Consider the following 17,507-nt stretch of genomic DNA (forward strand, 5'->3'; position numbering starts at 1 on the left):
CCGGACTACGAACCGCTCGCTTGCCCGTCGTACCCCTCCGACGCTACCGCGAGCAGCCGCGCCGCCTTCAGCTCGGTCTCCCGCCACTCCCCCTCCGGGTCGGAGCCCCAGGTGATCCCGGCGCCTGTACCGAACCTCAGCACGGCCCCCGCGTCGCCCCGGTCGATCCAGAACGTGCGGATTCCGACGGCCAGTTCCCCGGTGCCGCGGTCCGCGTCGACCCAGCCGATGCCGCCGCAGTACGGGCCGCGCGGCGCGGTCTCCAGGGCGTCGATGATGCGCAGCGCGCTGGACTTGGGCGCGCCGGTCACGGAACCGGGCGGGAAGGTCGCGGCGAGCAGTTCGGCCCAGCCGGTGCCTTCGCGCAGTTCGCCGCGGACCTGCGACACCAGGTGCACGAGCCCGGGGTGCTTCTCGACGACGCACAGGTCGGGGACGGTCACGGTGCCGGGCGCGCAGACGCGGCCCAGGTCGTTGCGGACCAGGTCCACGATCATGACGTTCTCGGTGTGGTCCTTCTCCAGGAGGTCCGCCTCGGTCCGCCCGGTGCCCTTGATGGGCCCCGATTCGACGATCGGGCCCCGGCGGCGCAGGAACAGTTCCGGTGAGGCCGTCGCGATCTCCACGCCGTGGCCGGGGAGGCGGATCGCGCCCGCGTAGGGGGCCGGGTTCCCGCGGGCGAGGAGGGCGGTGAGCGCGTCGACGTCCGCGTCGGCGGAGATCGGCGCGGACAGGACCCGGCAGAGGTTGGCCTGATAGACCTCGCCCAGCGCGATGTGGGCGCGTATCCGTCGCACCCCTTCGGTGTATGCGGCGTGGTCGAGCGAGGACGTCCACCGGGCCGGCCCGGGGCCGTGCCACGCGCGGGGGCGCGGGGCGGGCACCGGCTCCGTGCGTACGTCCGCGAAGCGGGCGCAGACCAGGCGCCCCTCGAAGTCGGCGGCCACCGCCCAGAAGCCGGTGGCATCCAGGGCCGCGGGGTCGCTGGTCACGTCGCGCAGACCGGTCGCGAGGAGTTCGCCGAATCGGGCAAGGGGAGGGACGTCGATCACGACATCGAGTTTAGGCGGGTCGTGGGGAGGGTGACCTGGGGCGGGCGCGGGGCTGCTCCGCTCACCGTCCGCGCTCGCCCGTCACCCTGCGCAGCCTTCGCCGGACGTCAAGGGCGCGGCGCGACCGATTCGGGCGGGCAGGTGCTCGGCGGGCTCCGCCCGGGGCATGCCCGGCTCGCCCCCCGGCACGCTGCCCTCACCACAGCAAACGCGTTTTTGTGCTGGCCCAGGAATCCGCTAGAGTTCAACACGTCGCCGGGACGCGCAAGCCGATCGGAATGACACGCGAACGTAGCTCAGTTGGTAGAGCGCAACCTTGCCAAGGTTGAGGTCGCCGGTTCGAACCCGGTCGTTCGCTCGATGTGGGGGATCTTCCCGACCCCTACGCTCCTGGTGGAGTGGCCGAGAGGCGAGGCAACGGCCTGCAAAGCCGTCTACACGGGTTCAAATCCCGTCTCCACCTCCATGCGCGATTAGCTCAGCGGGAGAGCGCTTCCCTGACACGGAAGAGGTCACTGGTTCAATCCCAGTATCGCGCACTGGATCTTCGGACTCCGGTTCGTCGTCGATCCGTCCCGCGCGATTAGCTCAGCGGGAGAGCGCTTCCCTGACACGGAAGAGGTCACTGGTTCAATCCCAGTATCGCGCACGCAGCACCCCTCACGGAGCCTGGTAGAGTCTGGCCCGTCCCGCGCGATTAGCTCAGCGGGAGAGCGCTTCCCTGACACGGAAGAGGTCACTGGTTCAATCCCAGTATCGCGCACCAGCAAGAAGCCCCCGGTCCTCGGACCGGGGGCTTCTTCGTGCTCAGGCCGCCAAGGGCTCAGGACGAGAAGAGCATCCGGCCGAAGCCGCCCTTGTGGTGGCCGTGGTGACCGCCGTGATGTCCGCCGTGGTGCGGCGCTCCCCACGCCGGGGCCGGGGCGGACGGATACGCCTGTGGCGCGGGCGGGGCCTGCTGCTGCCACTGCGACTCGAGACGGGTCAGCGACTCCAGCTCGCCGTAGTCGAGGAATATCCCGCGGCAACCGCTGCACTGCTCGATCTGGACGCCATTGCGGTTGTACGTGTGCATCGGTGCGTGACACTTGGGACACTGCATGGACGGGTCAACTCCTCGCCGTTCGGCATTGCTTCGCCGGAACACTTCCCGGCTTCCGTCCTGTGCACCCTACTTGGCTGGATCCCGCCCCAACTGGGGCGGTACGCGCATCATTCGGTCACAGGCGTCGACCACCGCCACCTCCACCTCGTCCAGCGGGCGGCCGGCGTCGGCGGCCTTCGTCACGGCGAGGGCCGCCGTCTGCACGGTCAGGGCGCGGGCCGGGACGTCAAGGGCGGGCCACGGGTCGGCGGCGCCGAGTTCCGGTGCGCCGCCCGCCCGCCGGTACGCCGTGAGGAAGCGCGCCCAGTCGTCGGCGGGCAGCAGGCCGCACGCGAACCAGGCCGCCGGGCGGGCCAAGTCCCAGGCGGGGTCACCGATTCCGAGATCGTCCACGTCGATGAGGAGCCAGGGCCCCGACCCGGCCGGGTGGCGGACCAGCTGGCCGAGGTGGAGGTCGCCGTGGCAGAGCGCGCGGGCGTGCTCGTACGGCACCTCGGCGCGGGCCCATGGCGGGAGCGTGCTCCAGGCACTGCGGATGGGGCGGGCCGCGGGGTGGTCGGGGGCCGTGGCGCTCAGTCTGGCCAGGGCGCGGGCCGCTTTGACCGGCCCCCTCATCGGCGGGAGCGCCTGCGGGAGTTGGCGGAGGGGCGTGGCGTGCAGGCGGGCCAGCAGGGTGGCGGCCGCCTCCCAGGGTGCGTGTTCCGGGTGGTCCGGGTCGACGGGAGTGCCGTACGGCCAGAACGTGACAAGGCGGTCGTGCAAGGGTTCCGCCGCCTCGCGCAGGGGCGGCAGGAGGACGCCGGAGAGTGCGGGGTGGGCGGCCACCGCGAGGCGCAGCCGCAGTGCGGCGGGGTCCGTGTCGGGAGCGTGGGCCTTGGCGACCGCGTCGCCGTGCCGGACGACGGTGCCGTCGGGTCGGTCGGTGAGGGTCGCCGCTCCGCAGACGCAGGAGGCCGGGCCCTGGTGGAAGGTGCCGTGGGCCGTGGCCTGGAGCGCGGGCGCGAGGGGCGTGGTCACGGCTTTGAGCCTACGACGGGCATGCGCGGACCCGGTCAGGGGCCGCCGGCGGCTCCTTGCACCGAAGACCCGTCACCGGAAAGCAGCCGGGCAAAGCAATGCCGCGTGCAGCTCCCCAGCTGCACGCGGCATTTGTGCCGTCCGCCGCACCCCCGTCCCCACGGGGTTTCATAGTCGGATGTCCCCGCCCGGACCGCTCTTCCGGGCCTGGAGGCGCCGCTCAGCGCCCCAGCATCACGCCCACGGACGACGCTTGTGTGACCATCGCGTCCCAGCCGCCGAAAACGACGACGAGCAGGGCCGCGAGAGGGAGAACCATGGCCGTGGCCACCAGCGGGTGACGGCGGCCGCTCGCGGGGCTGTTGAAAGACACAGCCCTGCGGGCCCACGTGCTGCGGAACGCTGTCGTCCGCGGTGTCGTGTGCGCCATGGTCCTCTCCCGGTCGAGTTTCGGGTCCTGCCGGACTGGTCCTGCAGGATCTTGAGTTGTGTGCAGCGGCGGGTACCTGGCCTCGGGGGACGAGTGCTGCTGCACCCGCCGCTTGACCTCAAATCTATGGGCGGCGGCCACCGGGGACGTCATGCCCTCGTACCGATTGCCGGGCCTCCCGGAGGATGACCGCTCCCGCCCCACGTACTCCCCTGGGTGGAGAGCCGGCGCCCGATCTCCTACTCGGTCTCGGGGTCTTCCCCCACAGGGCGGCTCGTACGGGCCGCCTTCTCCGCCGCGTCCTCCCGCGGCACCGGCTGCTCGACCAGTGCGAGAACCCGCGTCGCCATGAAGCGCGCGGTGCGCACCACGGATCCGGAGCGGGTGACTTCGCTCACTTCCACGACCCCTCTGCGCACCGCGGTCTCCACTCTGCGGCCCGCGCGACTGGCCACCACCTCGTACGTGCGCGTCGTGTCCCCGGCATCCACGACTATCTCGACCCGATCACCCTTCATGGGCGCAATCCCCCTTCTGCGACGGGTGGTTGGCAGCCCGAGCAGCCGCAAGCCGCCCTGTTCCCGCGCTCCCTGACCACCCTTCAAGTTTCCCACCCGGCACTGACAATCCAATTCGGCGTGAGGGCGCGGCCTGAGCACACAGTCGGCCGCGTAAACGTAAGCTGTGGCTCGTCAGACGAGACCGGGCAGCAGCGGGGATGAACATGGCGATGATGCGCCTCAGGCGCGAGGACCCGCGCGTCGTCGGCTCGTTCAGGCTTCACAGACGGCTCGGGGCCGGCGGGATGGGCGTGGTCTACCTCGGTTCCGACCGGCGTGGGCAGCGGGTCGCGCTCAAGGTGATCAGGCCGGACCTGGCGGAGGACCAGGAGTTCCGCTCGCGCTTCGCGCGCGAGGTCTCCGCCGCGCGCCGGATCCGCGGCGGGTGCACCGCGCGGCTCGTCGCCGCCGATCTGGAGGCGGAGCGTCCGTGGTTCGCCACGCAGTACGTGCCCGGCCCCTCGCTGCACGACAAGGTCGCGGAGGAGGGTCCGCTGGCCGCATCCGACGTGGCGGCCGTCGGTGCCGCGCTGTCGGAGGGGCTCGTCGCCGTGCACGAGGCCGGGGTCGTCCACCGCGACCTCAAGCCGTCGAACATCCTGCTGTCGCCGAAGGGGCCGCGGATCATCGACTTCGGTATCGCGTGGGCCACCGGCGCCTCGACGCTGACCCATGTCGGCACCGCGGTGGGCTCCCCCGGGTTCCTCGCGCCGGAGCAGGTGCGCGGTGCGACCGTCACCCCGGCCACCGACGTGTTCTCCCTCGGGGCCACCCTCGCGTACACGGCCACGGGCGACTCGCCTTTCGGGCACGGCAGTTCCGAGGTCATGCTCTACCGCGTGGTGCACGAGGAGGCGCAGCTGCAGGGGGTGCCGGACGCGCTCGCGCCGCTGCTGCGCGCGTGTCTCGCCAAGGACCCGGAGGAGCGGCCCAGCACGCTCCAACTGTCGCTGCGGCTCAAGGAGATCGCGGCCCGCGAGGCCCAGGGCCTGGGAGAGGTGCGGGCGCCGGCGCCGCGCTCCGACATGGACCGGCCGACGGGGCGGCTCGCGGACAGTTACCTGGAGCAGCGCACCCAGCGGCGTACGCAGCCGGGCACGCCCGCGCCGCGGACCGACAACGGGCGGACCGACAACGGGCGGACCGGCAGCGGGCGGACGGGCGGCGGTTCAGGGCCGCGCTCCACGACGTCACGGGCCGGCAGCAGGCCCGCTCCGCGCAGTGGCGCCGGGCGCCCCGCTCCTCGTACGAACGGCACGGGTCCCGGCAAGAAGCTGCGGCCCGCCAATCCGCGGCTGCTGCGTCAGCGGCTGTTCGTGTTCGTGGTGGTCACGCTGTTCGTGGCGCTGGCCATCGCGGTGGCCCAGAGCCTGTGACCCGTCTCTCGGCGGGCCGGGTTCAGAGTTCGGGCCGGCCGGTGGCCACCGCGTAGAAGGCGACGGCGGCCGCCGCTCCCACGTTGAGCGAGTCGACTCCATGGGCCATCGGGATGCGGACCCATTCATCGGCCGCCATGAGGGCCTTGGTCGACAGGCCCTCGCCCTCGGCGCCGAGCATGAGCGCGACGCGGTCCATGCGGTGCGGGGCCACCTCGTCCAGGGACTTGGCCTTCTCGGCAGGGGTGAGCGCGAGCAGGTTGAAGCCTGCCTCGCGGACGGTCTGCAGGGATTTCGGCCAGGACTCCAGGCGGGCGTACGGGACGGAGAAGACGGCGCCCATGGAGACCTTCACCGAGCGGCGGTAGAGCGGGTCCGCGCAGTCGGGCGAGAGCAGGACGGCGTCCATGCCGAGGGCGGCGGCCGAGCGGAAGATCGCGCCGATGTTGGTGTGGTCGTTGACCGACTCCATGACCACGATGCGGCGGGCCGTCGTGAGGAGGTCATCGGCCGTGGGCAGCGGCTTGCGCTGCATGGAGGCGAGGGCGCCGCGGTGCACGTGGTAGCCCGTGACCTGTTCGGCGAGGTCGGGGGCGACGGCGTAGACCGGGGCCGGGACCTCGTCGATGACGTCGCGCATGACGTCGACCCACTTCGCGGAGAGCAGCATCGAGCGCATCTCGTAGCCCGCCAGCTTGGCGCGCCGGATCACCTTCTCGCCCTCGGCGATGAACAGACCCTCGGCCGGTTCCCGCTTTCGGCGCAGTTCGACGTCGGTCAGGCCCGTGTAGTCGCGCAGGCGCGGGTCGTCGGGGTCTTCGATGGTGATGAGACCTTGAGGTTCAGCCACGGGTCGATACTGCCTTGTCCTGGGAGTGGTGCCAACGGTTGAGCGCTGCTCTTGTTACCGCTGGTTACGTGTGGGGCTCTCGTGCACCACGGGGCCGATGACGATGACGGCCGGGGGCTTCACGCCCGCGGCGACCGCCTTCTCGCCGACCGTCGCGAGCGTCGCGTCGACCCGGCGCTGGGCGGCGGTGGTGCCCTCCTGGACCAGCGCGACGGCGGTGTCGGGGGCCTTGCCGTGCGCGATCAGGGCCTGGGCGATCTTCCCGATCTTGTCGACGCCCATGAGGATCACGAGGGTGCCGGTCAGCTTGGCGAGTGCGGCCCAGTCGACGAGGGAGCGCTCGTCGTCCGGCGCCACATGGCCGCTGACCACGGTGAACTCGTGGGCGACGCCGCGGTGGGTGACCGGGATACCGGCCGCGCCGGGGACCGAGATGGAGCTGGAGATGCCGGGGACGACGGTGACCGGGATGCCCTCGGCGGCCAGCGCCTGGGCCTCCTCCATGCCACGGCCGAAGACGAACGGGTCGCCGCCCTTGAGCCGGACCACGGCCTTGCCCTGCTTGGCGTGCTCGATCAGCGCGTTGTTGATCGCCTCTTGAGCCATGAAACGGCCGTACGGGATCTTCGCGGCGTCGATCACCTCGACATGCGGCGGGAGTTCGTCGAGCAGGTCGCGCGGGCCGAGGCGGTCGGCGATGACGACGTCGGCCTCGGCGAGCAGGCGACGGCCGCGCACGGTGATCAGGTCCGGGTCGCCGGGGCCGCCGCCGACCAGGGCGACGCCCGGGGTGCGGGTCCGCTCGGCGGTGACGGTGCCGTCGCGCAGGGCCTCCACGAGGGCGTCGCGGACGGCGGCGGTGCGGCGCGGATCGCGGTCGGCGGCCTCGGTGGACAGGACGGCGATCGTCACGCCCTCGGTGCGGCCGGTGGCCGGGGTCCAGGCGGTGGCCGCCTCGGCGTCGTCGGAGCGCACGCACCAGACGCGGGCCTCTTCCGCCTCTGCGGAGGCCTGCTCGTTCGCGGTGCGGTCGCCGGTGGCGATGAGCACGTACCAGGCACCTTCGAGGTCGCCCCGCTCGTAGCGGCGCCTGACCCAGGTGAGTTCGCCCGCGTCCGCCATGGCCTCCACGGAGGGGGTGGCCGAGGGGGAGATCAGGGTGAGGTCCGCGCCGGCCGCTATGAGAGCCGGCAGGCGGCGCTGGGCGACCTGGCCGCCGCCGATGACGACGGTCTTGCGGGAGGTGAGGCGGAGTCCTACCGGGTAGGCGGGGTGCTGTGCGGCGGGCATGGGGCGCTGCTCCTCGGGCGGGCGGTGAGGGGGCTACGGCTCCGGAGCTCCCGGCTATGTGCAGGTCAGACTACGTGGGGGCGCCTCCCGTCGGCGCCCCCACGTCCACATGCCGGAAACCGGCTACTTCTCGGTGACGCCTGCCGAGTCGAACGTGGCGACCTCGTGCATCGCGCGCGCCGCGCTCTGCACGATCGGCAGGGCGAGCAGGGCTCCGGTGCCCTCGCCGAGGCGCAGGTCCAGGTCGACGAGGGGGCGCAGGCCCAGCTTGTTGAGCGCGGCGACGTGACCGGGCTCGGCGCTGCGGTGGCCCGCGATGCAGGCGGCCAGCACCTCGGGGGCGATGGCGCGGGCGACCAGAGCGGCGGCGCCGGCGCTGACACCGTCGAGGATGACCGGCGTACGCAGCGAGGCGCCGCCCAGGAGCAGGCCGACCAGGGCCGCGTGCTCCAGGCCGCCGACCGCCGCGAGGACGCCGATCGGGTCGGCCGGGTCGGGCTGGTGCACGTCGAGGGCGCGGCGGACGACCTCCACCTTGCGGGCGTGCGTCTCGTCGTTGATGCCGGTGCCGCGGCCTGTGACGTCGGCGGGGTCGACCTCGGTGTAGACGGAGATCAGGGCAGCCGACGCCGTGGTGTTCGCGATGCCCATCTCGCCGGTGAGCAGTGCCTTGTTACCGGCCGCCACCAGGTCGCGGGCCGTCTCGATGCCGACCTCGATGGCTGCCTTGACCTCTTCGCGGGTCAGGGCGGGACCGGTCGTCATGTCGGCCGTGCCCGCGCGGATCTTGCGGGGCAACAGGCCGGGCGTGGCCGGGAGTTCACTCGCCACACCCACGTCGATGACGCAGACCTCGGCGCCGACCTGGTTCGCGAACGCGTTGCAGACCGCGCCGCCGCCCAGGAAGTTCGCGACCATCTGGCCGGTGACCTCCTGCGGCCAAGGGGTGACGCCCTGGGCGTGCACGCCGTGGTCACCGGCGAAGATCGCGACGGCGGCGGGCTCCGGGATCGGCGGCGGGCACATCCGGGACAGGCCGGACAGCTGCGCGGAGATGATCTCCAGCATGCCGAGCGCGCCCGCGGGCTTGGTCATCCGCTTCTGCCGCTCCCACGCCTCGCCGAGCGCCTTGGCGTCCAGCGGGCGGATGTTGGAGACGGTCTCGGCGAGCAGGTCGTGCGGGTCTTCGCCGGGCAGCGCGCGACGCCCGTAGGTCTCCTCGTGCACGACCCAGGACAGCGGGCGGCGCTTGGACCAGCCCGCCTGCATCAGCTCGGGCTCCTCGGGGAACTCGTCGACGTACCCCACACACAGGTATGCGACGACTTCGAGGTGGTCGGGCAGGCCCAGCGTGCGGACCATCTCGCGCTCGTCGAAGAAACTGACCCAGCCGACGCCGAGGCCCTCGGCGCGGGCGGCGAGCCACAGGTTCTCCACCGCGAGGGCGGAGGAGTACGGGGCCATCTGCGGCTGGGTGTGCCGGCCCAGGGTGTGGCGGCCGCCGCGGGTCGGGTCGGCGGTGACCACGATGTTCACCGGGGTGTCGAGGATGGCCTCGATCTTCAGTTCCTTGAACTGCTTCGCGCGGCCCTTCGGGAGGGACTTGGCGTACGCGTCCTTCTGGCGCATGGCCAGTTCGTGCATGGTGCGGCGGGTCTCCGCGGAGCGGATGACGACGAAGTCCCAGGGCTGCGAGTGGCCCACGGAGGGGGCCGTGTGGGCCGCTTCCAGCACGCGGAGCAGGACCTCGTGCGGGATGGGGTCGCTGCGGAAGCCGTTGCGGATGTCGCGGCGCTCGCGCATGACGCGCAGGACGGCCTCGCGCTCGGCGTCGTCGTACCCGGAGACGGCCGCGGCGCCCGGCTCGAGGTCCAGGGGCAGCGGTTCGGGCCCGGCGACGGGCTCGGCCACGGGCTGCTCGTCGGCGGCGGGTACGGGCCGGGTCCCGGGCACCGGGGCGACCTCGATCAGGTCGGGTTCCTCGGCGTCGAACGCCTCGACGGGCTCGGCGGCGAGCGGCGCGGCGGGGCCGCCGTCACGGGGTGCGGGCACGGCGGCCAGTCCCTGGGCCTCCGCCTCCGCCTCGGCCTCGACCGGCGGCCCGGCGGGCGTCTCGACGGACGGGACCTCGGCGACCGGGACTTCGACGGACGGGAACTCGACCGGCGGGATCTCGACGGGCGGGATCTCCTGCGCCGATCCCTCGACGGGCACGGCCTCTACGTCTACGTCTACATCTACATCTACATCTACTGCGTCTACGTCTACGGGCGAGGTCGCGACGGGCTCGTTGACCACGGGCGCGGCCTCGACGACCTGGGGCGGCAGAGGCTCCGCGACCGGCTCGACGTGCTGCTGCTCCGCCGGTTGCTCGGTCACCGGCTCCGCGACGGGTTCCGCGACGGGCGGCTGCTCGGCGACGGCGACCGGCTCCTGCTGAGCCTCGGGGAGTTCGGCGCTCTCGGGGAACCCGGGGGCCTCCGGCGCCGGCTCGGGCAGCGGCGGGACGACCATGGCCTGCGGCGGCGTCGGCGCCAGATGCGGCGTCGTGGGCACGCTGCCCTCGACGGGCACGAACTGGCCGAGGGGCGGCTCCGGCGCGGGCTCCTGCGGGAAGTCGTACGGCAGCGGCTCGTGCGCGGCGGCGTACTGACCCGACTGCTCGCCCTGGCCCGCGTACGCCGCGGCCGGCGTCGGCTCGGCGGCGGGGGCGAACCCCGGGGCGGCGGAGGGCTGCGCGTGCGGGAAGTGCGGGGCCGGGTCGGCGTAGAAGGCCGCCGAGGGGTCCGGCACGGGTGCTTCAGCGGGTGCTTCCGCGGGCGCTGACGGCATCGCCGACGCGGGCTGCGGCTGCGCGGCCTCCGGGGACTGCCACGGGGCGGCGCCCTGCGGCGGGATGTCGAGGTACTCCGGGCCGGTGGTGGGCGGGCCCGCCTGGCGCATCGGCATCTGGTGGGGCGGGGTCTGCTGCGCGGGGCCACGGTCGGCGAGCGAGCGCACCGGGCTGCCGCCGGTCTCCGGCGTGGGCGGGCCCATGTGCAGCGGGCGGCGTCCGGCGCTCTGGCCGGTTCCCGCCTGAGCCGGGGTCTGCATCGGGCCAAGGTCGTGGTGCCCGCTGTCGCGGCCCGCCATCTCGTGCGGGCCGGGCTCGTGCACGGCCTGCACCTGCGGATACTCCTGCGGGTACTGCTGCTGCGCGGGCATCGCGGCCGGGGGCTCGCCCCAGGCCCCCTGGGAGCCCGGCATGAGGAGCATCTCGTCGTCCTCGACGGTGGCGTCGGCGGGATCGAGGTAGGTGTATGCACCCGGAGCGCCCGGCTGTCCCACCGCACCTGCGTTCTCCGGCAGCCCTTCGCCCGGAACTTGACCGGTGTCGGTCATGCCTACCCCTCGCCCATCGATGAGAACTTCTCGGCCGCTCCCGGCCGATCGCCGGAGATGCGAGCCCCTTCCGAGCCGCAGACCGGAGCGGCACGGCGTCCGCCCGCAGAAATAACGAGCACGCGCGCCGCGCGGCACGAACCGTCCCGGACAACAGGCATTGTCCCGGCCGGATCGCGGCCACGGCACCTGGATCGGCCACGGCCTGCTGTGGACTGCGCCACGTTGCGCTTCCCCCGGTCACCGCTGTACCACACGCACTCCAAAAGTGGTGCGTTTCCCGGACATTGGCCGACGAACCGACGCATGTCCCGGTGCGGTACAACGATCGGCCAGCCTACCGCGCGCGTTGGGCCGTCAGGGTCACGGGTGGCGGTCCTGCAGACGTCCGGAGAGCAGGAACCCCACGGTCCGCTCCTTCTCCGTCCAGACACGAGTGTCCAGCTCGACGGATTGCAGGAGGGCGCACTCGACGTCGTATCCGTGCTCCGTCAGGTCTCTTCCGACGAGTTCGGCGGCGTCGCGTGTCGCGGCGTGCGTGACGATGCGCGCGGGCCGCCGGTCGGCGACGGCCGAGACGACCGCCGCTCCCCCGCCCCCCACCCGTACGACATCGGGCTCGGGCAGATCCTCCAGGACGTGCGGAGCGGTGCCGTGCACGATCTGGGTCTGGACGCCGAAGCGGCGGGCCGTGGCGAGCGTGCGGGCGCAGGCGTCGGGGTCGCGGTCGACGGCGATGACGGCGGCGCCGAAGCGGCCGGCCTCCGCCGTGAACGCGCCGCTGCCGCAGCCGATGTCCCACACGAGGTCGCCGGGCCGCGGCCCCAGGCGGGCGAGTTGGGCCGCGCGCAATTGCTCGCTCTCGCCCTCCGCGAAGGGGCCCTCGTACTCGGCGGCGGGCAGCGCCCAGCCGCGGGGCACGCCGTCGGGGTCGCCGCCGGCCAGCCACCCGCCGTTCTCCGGCGCTGCGACGGTGACCGGTCCGCCGATGACGATGACGACGTTCGGATCGCGCCAGGCGTGGTCGGCGGCCCTGTCGGAGGTGACGACGGTGACCTGCTCGCGGTCGGTGCCGAGTTCCTCGCAGATGACGAAGGTGCGGTGGACGCCTTCGAGGAGGAGCCCGAGTTCGGCGGGGCCCGCGCCGGGTGAGGTGAGGACGGCGACTTTGGTGTGGGCGCGGCACACATTCACCGCGCGTCGCAGGGTGCGGCTGTGGGCGACGACCACCTGGGCGTCGTCCCAGGGCATGCCGGCGCGGGCGAAGGCCTGGGCGACCGAGGAGACGGCGGGCACGACCTCGACCTCGAGGCCGTACTGCGGGGCGCGCAGGGTGCGCACGACGCCGAAGAAGCCGGGGTCGCCGTCGGCGAGGACCACGGCGGTGCCACGGTGTCCCGCGATGCGGCGGGCGGCGAGCGCCACGCTGCCCAGCCGGATCCGCTCGGCGCGCTCGGGCACCTCGGGCAGCGCCAGGTGGTGGGCGGCGCCGGCCACGAGGGTGGCGGCGGCGAGTGCGGAGCGGGCCGCCGCGGTCGGCGGAGAGCCGTCCCAGCCGATCACCGTGACCCGGTCGGCCATCCTCGTCAGCTCCAGGGTGTGCTCGGGCGCGTACGCGGGTCGCATGCGTACGCGGATCAGGGGAAACCGCCGGGCGACAGGAGGCCGGGCGGGGCACCGAGAGCGTACCTGCTGGGTCCGGCGGCTGCCCTGGGCCCTTCTCCTGCGGAGATCCGTCAGAAGGGCCCGAGGTGTCAGTTCCAGTCCGAGAAGGCCGTGAAACCTCCGGCCTCGGCGAGCTGCTCGGTGACGCCCTCGATGTCCTCGGGCAGCAGGCTCCACACGATGAAGTCGGTGCGGACCTCGGCCCAGGTGCCGTCCTCGGTGCGGGTACGCGCTATGCAGGCGTTGCGCAGGACGCCCTCGCTGATGCAGCCGATCTTCTGGGCGACCTGTTGGGATGCGGTGTTGTCGGCGGCGGTGCGCAGCTCGATGCGCTCGATCCCCTGGTCGCGGAAGAGCCACTGGGCCATGGCGAGCGCGGCCTCGGACGCGTAGCCCTCGCCGCGGGCCCAAGGGGCGACGATGTAGGACAACTCGGTCGCTCGTACGTGCCAGTTGGTCTTCGTCAGCTGGATGACGCCGACCAGACGCTGGGTGAGGAACTCCGTGACGGCGAGGTCGAGTCCGGTTCCGGCGGCGCGCTCCTTGGGCGCGTAGTCGGTGATCCAGTCACGCGCGCCGTCCTCGTCGAAGGGCTGCGGCACGGACGTCCACGCGGCGATCAGCTCGTCGTTCATCATCTCGGCCAGAGCCGGGACATCGTCCTCGTCGAGCGGGCGCAGCACCAAGCGCTCCGTGCTGATGGAGATCTCGGGGAAGGTGTTCGTCATGCGGCACTCCGTAACCCTCGTGGCCGCTTCAAAGCATCGTGTCGGCCGGGTGAAGTGCCCAGCATGCAGCATGCAGGCACGTAACTGCACATGGGGGCCGCGCCTGTTGCCAGGAGCGGCCCCCGTGCGAGGGGTGTCGGTCAGGCGCCGGTGACCGGGAGCACGGAGCCCTTGTACTTGTCCTCGATGAACTTCTTCACCTCGGGCGACGTCAGCAGTTTCGCCAGCTTCTTGACGCGCGGATCGTCCTCGTTGCCCTTTTTGACGGCGAGGACGTTGTTGTACGGGTTGTCCTTCGCGCTCTCCAGAAGGATGGCGTCCTTCTTGGGGCTCAGGCCCGCGTCGAGTGCGAAGTTGTTGTTGACGGCGGCCACGTCGACGTCGTCCAACGAGCGGGGCAGCTGCGCCGCTTCGAGCTCCTTGAAGGTGAGGTGCTTCGGGTTCTTCACGACATCCTTGGGAGTCGCGTTCACACCGGCGCCCTTCTTGAGCTCGATCACGCCCTGGGAGGCGAGGAGTTCGAGCGCCCTCGCCTCGTTGGTCGCGTCGTTGGGCAGCGCGACGGTCGCCCCTTCGCGCAGTGCGGTGACGTCGTCGGTCTTCTTGGAGTAGAAGCCGAGCGGCGGCAGATAGACCTGCGTGACAGCGGTCAGCGTCGTGCCCTTGGACCGGTTGAAGTCCTTCAGGTACGGCGTGTGCTGGTACAGGTTGGCGTCGAGTTCGCCCTGCTGGAGCGCGGTGTTCGGCAGGACGTAGTCCGTGAACTCCTTGATCCGCAGGTCGAGTCCGGCCTTCTTCGCCAGGTTCTGCTGTACGTACGTGAGGACTTCGCCGGCCGGGGTCGGGGTGGCGCCGACGACGAGCGTGCCGTTCGCGCCGTCGGCCTTGTCGGAGCCGCAGGCCGTGAGGCCGAGAGCGAGTGCCCCGGCGATCACGGCGGCGGGAATCGTGTACGTACGCATCAGAAGGAGGGGAGCACCGAACCCTTGTACTTGTCCTCGATGAACTTCTTCACCTCGGGCGACGTCAGGAGCTTGGCGAGCTTCTTCACGCGCGGGTCGTCCTCGTTGCCCTCCTTCACGGCGAGCACGTTGTTGTACGCGTTGTTCTTGGTGGATTCCAGGGCGAGGGCGTCCTTGGCGGGCTTGAGACCGGCCCCGATGGCGTAGTTGCCGTTGATGACCGCGGCGTCGACGTCCTTGAGGGAGCGCGGCGTCTGGGCCGCCTCGACCTCCTTGAACTCCAGGTCCTTCGGGTTCTTCGCGATGTCCTGCGGCGTCGCGGTGGCCTCGGAGCCGCTCTTGAGGGTGATGAGCCCGTTGGCGGCGAGGAAGCGCAGGGCGCGGCTCTCGTTGTCGGCGTCGTTCGGAAGGGCGATGGTGCCGCCCTTCTTGAGGCCGTCGAGCTTCGTGGCCTTCTTGGAGTAGAGGCCGAGCGGCTCCAGGTGGACGGTGGCGACCGACGTGAGGTGGGTGCCCTGCTTCTTGTTGAAGTCCTTCAGGTACGGCGTGGTCTGGAAGTAGTTGGCGTCCACGGACCCGTCCTCGGTCGCCGTGTTCGGCGTGACGTAGTCGGTGAACTCCTTGACCTCGAGGTTGAGGCCCGCCTTCTTCGCCAGGTTCTTCTTGATGTACTCGAGGATCTCGGCGTGCGGGACGGGGGTCGCCGCGACGACCAGCTTGTCGTGGGGACCGGCCTTGGTGTCGCCCTTGTCGGAGCCGCAGGCGGTCAGGCCCAGGGTGAGGGCGCCGGTGGCGAGGACAGCTGCGGTGATCTTGGTGGTGTTACGCACGAAAAGTGCCTTTCTCCATGGGTGGTGCGACCCGCCGGGGTGAGGCGGGCGGACAGGAAATCTGCGGGTCAGCGGGTTTTGGCGGGAGCGGTCTTCGCGCCGGCCGGGCCGCCGGGCAGGAAGCCGCCGAGCACGCGGAAGCGGAGCGGTTCGCCGCCCTTGCCCGCGCGGCGGTGCAGGACGCGGGCGCCGCTGTCGCCCGCGAACTGGATGAGGGCGATGACGACGGCGAGTACCGCCACGATGATCCACATCATCTCGGTCTCGAACCGCTGGTAGCCGTAGCGGATCGCGAGGTCGCCGAGGCCGCCGGCGCCGACCGTGCCGGCCATGGCGGAGTAGCCGATGATGGCGACGATCGTCGTGGTGGTCGCCGAGATGAGCGACGGCAGCGACTCGGGTACGAGGGCCTTGCGGACGACGGTCCAGGTGTTGCCGCCCATCGACTGCACGGCCTCGACGAGCCCGCCGTCGACCTCGCGTACGGACGTCTCGACGAGCCGCGCGAAGAACGGGATGGCGCCGACGGCGAGCGGCACGATGGCGGCCTCGCGGCCGATGGTGGTGCCGACGATCCAGCGCGTGAAGGTCATGAGGGCGACCATCAGGATGATGAAGGGCATCGAGCGGACGATGTTCACGATCTGCCCGATGACCTTGTTCGCCACGACGTTCTGCAGCAGGCCGCCGCGGTCGGTGAGGACGAGCAGGATGCCGAGCGGCAGGCCCACGACGACGGCGATCAACGTGGACCAGCCGACCATGTAGAAGGTGTCCCAACATGCCTGGGACAGCAGGGGCTGAATCTCCGACCAGGTCACTTGGTGACACCTTCCTTCAGCAGTACGGACGCGCGGTCCTCGTGAGCCGTGCTTGTGACCAGCTCGACCTGGAGGCCCTGCTCCCGCAGGAATCCGATCGGGACGACGTTCTCCTCGTAGCGGCCGGGCAGTTCGATGCGCATGCGGCCGACCTGCTTGCCCGCGACGGTGTCCATCGCGGCGCCGAGGATCGAGATGTCGATGTTGTACGTGCGTGCCAGCTGCGAGATGACCGGCTGGGTCGTCGACTCCCCGTGGAAGGTGACGTCGATGACGGTGCGGTCGTCGCCGGAGGCGTCGCCGCTGACCGGGAAGAGCGCGGCGGCGAGCTCCGAGCCGGGCGTCGCGAGGAGTTCGCCGACGGTGCCGGACTCGACGATCTGCCCCTGCTGCATGAGCGCGGCGGAGTCGCAGACGGTCTTGACGACGTCCATCTCGTGGGTGATGAGCAGGACGGTCAGACCGAGCTGCCGGTTGAGGTCGCGCAGCAGGTGGAGGATGGAGCGGGTGGTCTCCGGGTCGAGGGCGCTGGTCGCCTCGTCGGAGAGCAGCACCTTCGGGTCGCCGGCGAGGGCGCGGGCGATGCCGACGCGCTGCTTCTGGCCGCCGGAGAGCTGGGCGGGGTAGGACTTCGCCTTGTCGGCGAGGCCGACGAGGTCGAGCAGTTCCAGCGCCTTGGTGGAACGTTCCTTCCCTGACTTGCCGAGGATTTCGAGCGGTAGCTCGATGTTGTCCTGGACGGTGCGCGAGGAGAGCAGGTTGAAGTGCTGGAAGACCATGCCGATTCGGCTGCGCGCCTCACGGAGTTCCCGGCCGGCGCGCGGTCCGCGTCCGGCGAGGTCGGTGAGGTCCCGGCCCGCGACGGTCACGGTGCCCGAGGTGGGACGTTCCAGGAGGTTGACGCAGCGGATCAGCGAGGACTTGCCGGCGCCGGACTGGCCGATGACGCCGTACACCTCACCTTCGCGCACGTGCAGATCGACGCCGTCGAGGGCGGTGATCTCGCGGCCGCGCGAGCGGTAGACCTTGGTGAGGCCCTGAGTGGTGATCACGTGGGTTTCCGTCACTGTCGAGTGCGCGGCACGGGTGGCGCCGGGCACGGGGCATACATTGCGGAACTTGAGGAAGTTTCCGGGCGCGGCAGGTTCTCGCTCCGGACAGGGAGCGGTACTGGCATCAGTACGGAGAATCCGTGCGCGGGGCAGGCCCGGTCACGTAGGTGAACTGCTTCTCCCTGCGGAGTCACTCCCTACGGACAGGGCACGCGGGTACTCGCTTCGGGGCGCGAGAACAGGCGGGGGCCCTCAGAAGGCGCACATTCGACACATACAACGAGCACCGGGCGTCATCGTCGCCTCGGTCGCAAGGGTGCGGCTGCTCGTCGTGGTCATGCGGGCAAGTAAAGCAGACGTGAGGACGCGACCCGCCCGCGCTGTCCGA

General features: G+C 71.6%; 15 protein-coding genes and 5 tRNA genes. 6 read left to right on the top strand and 14 right to left on the bottom strand.

Annotated features, from left to right (window positions below):
• Positions 1-5 precede the first annotated feature (5 nt).
• Positions 6-1,052: a chorismate-binding protein gene (locus ACIREE_RS09305; RefSeq protein ID WP_404148593.1), complete on the bottom strand. Its 1,047-nt coding sequence runs from the start codon at positions 1,050-1,052 to the stop codon at positions 6-8.
• Positions 1,053-1,337: 285 nt separating this feature from the next.
• On the opposite strand from ACIREE_RS09305, the gene ACIREE_RS09310 reads away from it, so the two are divergent.
• The 5 genes from ACIREE_RS09310 (at position 1,338) to ACIREE_RS09330 (ending at position 1,818) form a co-directional block, all read left to right on the top strand.
• Positions 1,338-1,410, top strand: a tRNA-Gly gene (locus ACIREE_RS09310).
• 34 nt (positions 1,411-1,444) lie between these two features.
• Positions 1,445-1,518 (top strand) — tRNA-Cys (locus tag ACIREE_RS09315).
• A gap of 1 nt (position 1,519) precedes the next feature.
• A tRNA-Val gene (locus tag ACIREE_RS09320) sits at positions 1,520-1,591 on the top strand.
• Positions 1,592-1,629: 38 nt separating this feature from the next.
• Positions 1,630-1,701 (top strand) — tRNA-Val (locus tag ACIREE_RS09325).
• Positions 1,702-1,743: 42 nt separating this feature from the next.
• Positions 1,744-1,818: transfer RNA gene (locus ACIREE_RS09330), tRNA-Val, on the top strand.
• Between the two features lie 57 nt (positions 1,819-1,875).
• Here the strand turns inward: ACIREE_RS09330 and ACIREE_RS09335 are convergent.
• The 4 genes from ACIREE_RS09335 to ACIREE_RS09350 form a co-directional block, all read right to left on the bottom strand.
• A complete protein-coding gene (locus ACIREE_RS09335; protein WP_363194890.1) occupies positions 1,876-2,154 on the bottom strand; it encodes a zf-TFIIB domain-containing protein in 279 nt (92 codons plus the stop codon).
• 69 nt (positions 2,155-2,223) lie between these two features.
• Positions 2,224-3,174, bottom strand: coding sequence for a phosphotransferase family protein (locus ACIREE_RS09340; protein ID WP_404148596.1), 951 nt, complete (start codon positions 3,172-3,174; stop codon positions 2,224-2,226).
• A 220-nt stretch (positions 3,175-3,394) separates the two neighbouring features.
• Positions 3,395-3,604, bottom strand: coding sequence for a hypothetical protein (locus ACIREE_RS09345; RefSeq protein ID WP_404148598.1), 210 nt, complete (start codon positions 3,602-3,604; stop codon positions 3,395-3,397).
• A gap of 239 nt (positions 3,605-3,843) precedes the next feature.
• Complete coding sequence (locus ACIREE_RS09350; protein ID WP_404148601.1) at positions 3,844-4,122, bottom strand: hypothetical protein; 279 nt, start codon at positions 4,120-4,122, stop codon at positions 3,844-3,846.
• 200 nt (positions 4,123-4,322) lie between these two features.
• On the opposite strand from ACIREE_RS09350, the gene ACIREE_RS09355 reads away from it, so the two are divergent.
• Positions 4,323-5,540: a serine/threonine-protein kinase gene (locus tag ACIREE_RS09355; protein WP_404148603.1), complete on the top strand. Its 1,218-nt coding sequence runs from the start codon at positions 4,323-4,325 to the stop codon at positions 5,538-5,540.
• 22 nt (positions 5,541-5,562) lie between these two features.
• Here ACIREE_RS09355 and ACIREE_RS09360 read toward each other — a convergent pair whose 3' ends face one another.
• The 9 genes from ACIREE_RS09360 to ACIREE_RS09400 form a co-directional block, all read right to left on the bottom strand.
• On the bottom strand, positions 5,563-6,390 hold the full coding sequence (locus ACIREE_RS09360; RefSeq protein ID WP_404148605.1) for a TrmH family RNA methyltransferase: 828 nt from the start codon (positions 6,388-6,390) through the stop codon (positions 5,563-5,565).
• Between the two features lie 54 nt (positions 6,391-6,444).
• The gene (gene cobA / locus ACIREE_RS09365) at positions 6,445-7,680 is read right to left on the bottom strand and encodes a uroporphyrinogen-III C-methyltransferase (RefSeq protein WP_404148608.1); all 1,236 of its coding nucleotides are present in this window, start codon (positions 7,678-7,680) and stop codon (positions 6,445-6,447) included.
• Between the two features lie 123 nt (positions 7,681-7,803).
• Positions 7,804-11,061, bottom strand: a complete 3,258-nt coding sequence (cobT, locus tag ACIREE_RS09370; protein ID WP_404148610.1) for a nicotinate-nucleotide--dimethylbenzimidazole phosphoribosyltransferase — start codon at positions 11,059-11,061, stop codon at positions 7,804-7,806.
• Between the two features lie 363 nt (positions 11,062-11,424).
• The gene (cbiE, locus tag ACIREE_RS09375) at positions 11,425-12,642 is read right to left on the bottom strand and encodes a precorrin-6y C5,15-methyltransferase (decarboxylating) subunit CbiE (RefSeq protein ID WP_404149379.1); all 1,218 of its coding nucleotides are present in this window, start codon (positions 12,640-12,642) and stop codon (positions 11,425-11,427) included.
• Positions 12,643-12,815: 173 nt separating this feature from the next.
• Positions 12,816-13,454 carry a GNAT family N-acetyltransferase gene (locus tag ACIREE_RS09380; protein WP_404148613.1) on the bottom strand — a complete coding sequence of 213 codons (639 nt, stop codon included), beginning with the start codon at positions 13,452-13,454 and terminating at the stop codon, positions 12,816-12,818.
• A gap of 140 nt (positions 13,455-13,594) precedes the next feature.
• A complete protein-coding gene (locus ACIREE_RS09385) occupies positions 13,595-14,416 on the bottom strand; it encodes a MetQ/NlpA family ABC transporter substrate-binding protein (protein ID WP_404148616.1) in 822 nt (273 codons plus the stop codon).
• Entirely contained in the window at positions 14,416-15,246 is an 831-nt protein-coding gene (locus ACIREE_RS09390; RefSeq protein WP_404148619.1) for a MetQ/NlpA family ABC transporter substrate-binding protein, read from the bottom strand. The genes ACIREE_RS09385 and ACIREE_RS09390 overlap by 1 nt, the downstream gene beginning before the upstream one ends.
• Before the next feature lie 68 nt (positions 15,247-15,314).
• On the bottom strand, positions 15,315-16,067 hold the full coding sequence (locus tag ACIREE_RS09395; protein ID WP_404148622.1) for a methionine ABC transporter permease: 753 nt from the start codon (positions 16,065-16,067) through the stop codon (positions 15,315-15,317).
• The gene (locus ACIREE_RS09400) at positions 16,064-17,119 is read right to left on the bottom strand and encodes a methionine ABC transporter ATP-binding protein (RefSeq protein ID WP_404148624.1); all 1,056 of its coding nucleotides are present in this window, start codon (positions 17,117-17,119) and stop codon (positions 16,064-16,066) included. Before ACIREE_RS09400 ends, ACIREE_RS09395 begins: the two co-directional genes overlap by 4 nt.
• Positions 17,120-17,507 lie beyond the last annotated feature (388 nt).

Origin of the sequence: Streptomyces sp. NPDC102467 (assembly GCF_044765445.1) — a bacterium.
Taxonomy (GTDB): Bacteria; Actinomycetota; Actinomycetes; order Streptomycetales; family Streptomycetaceae; genus Streptomyces.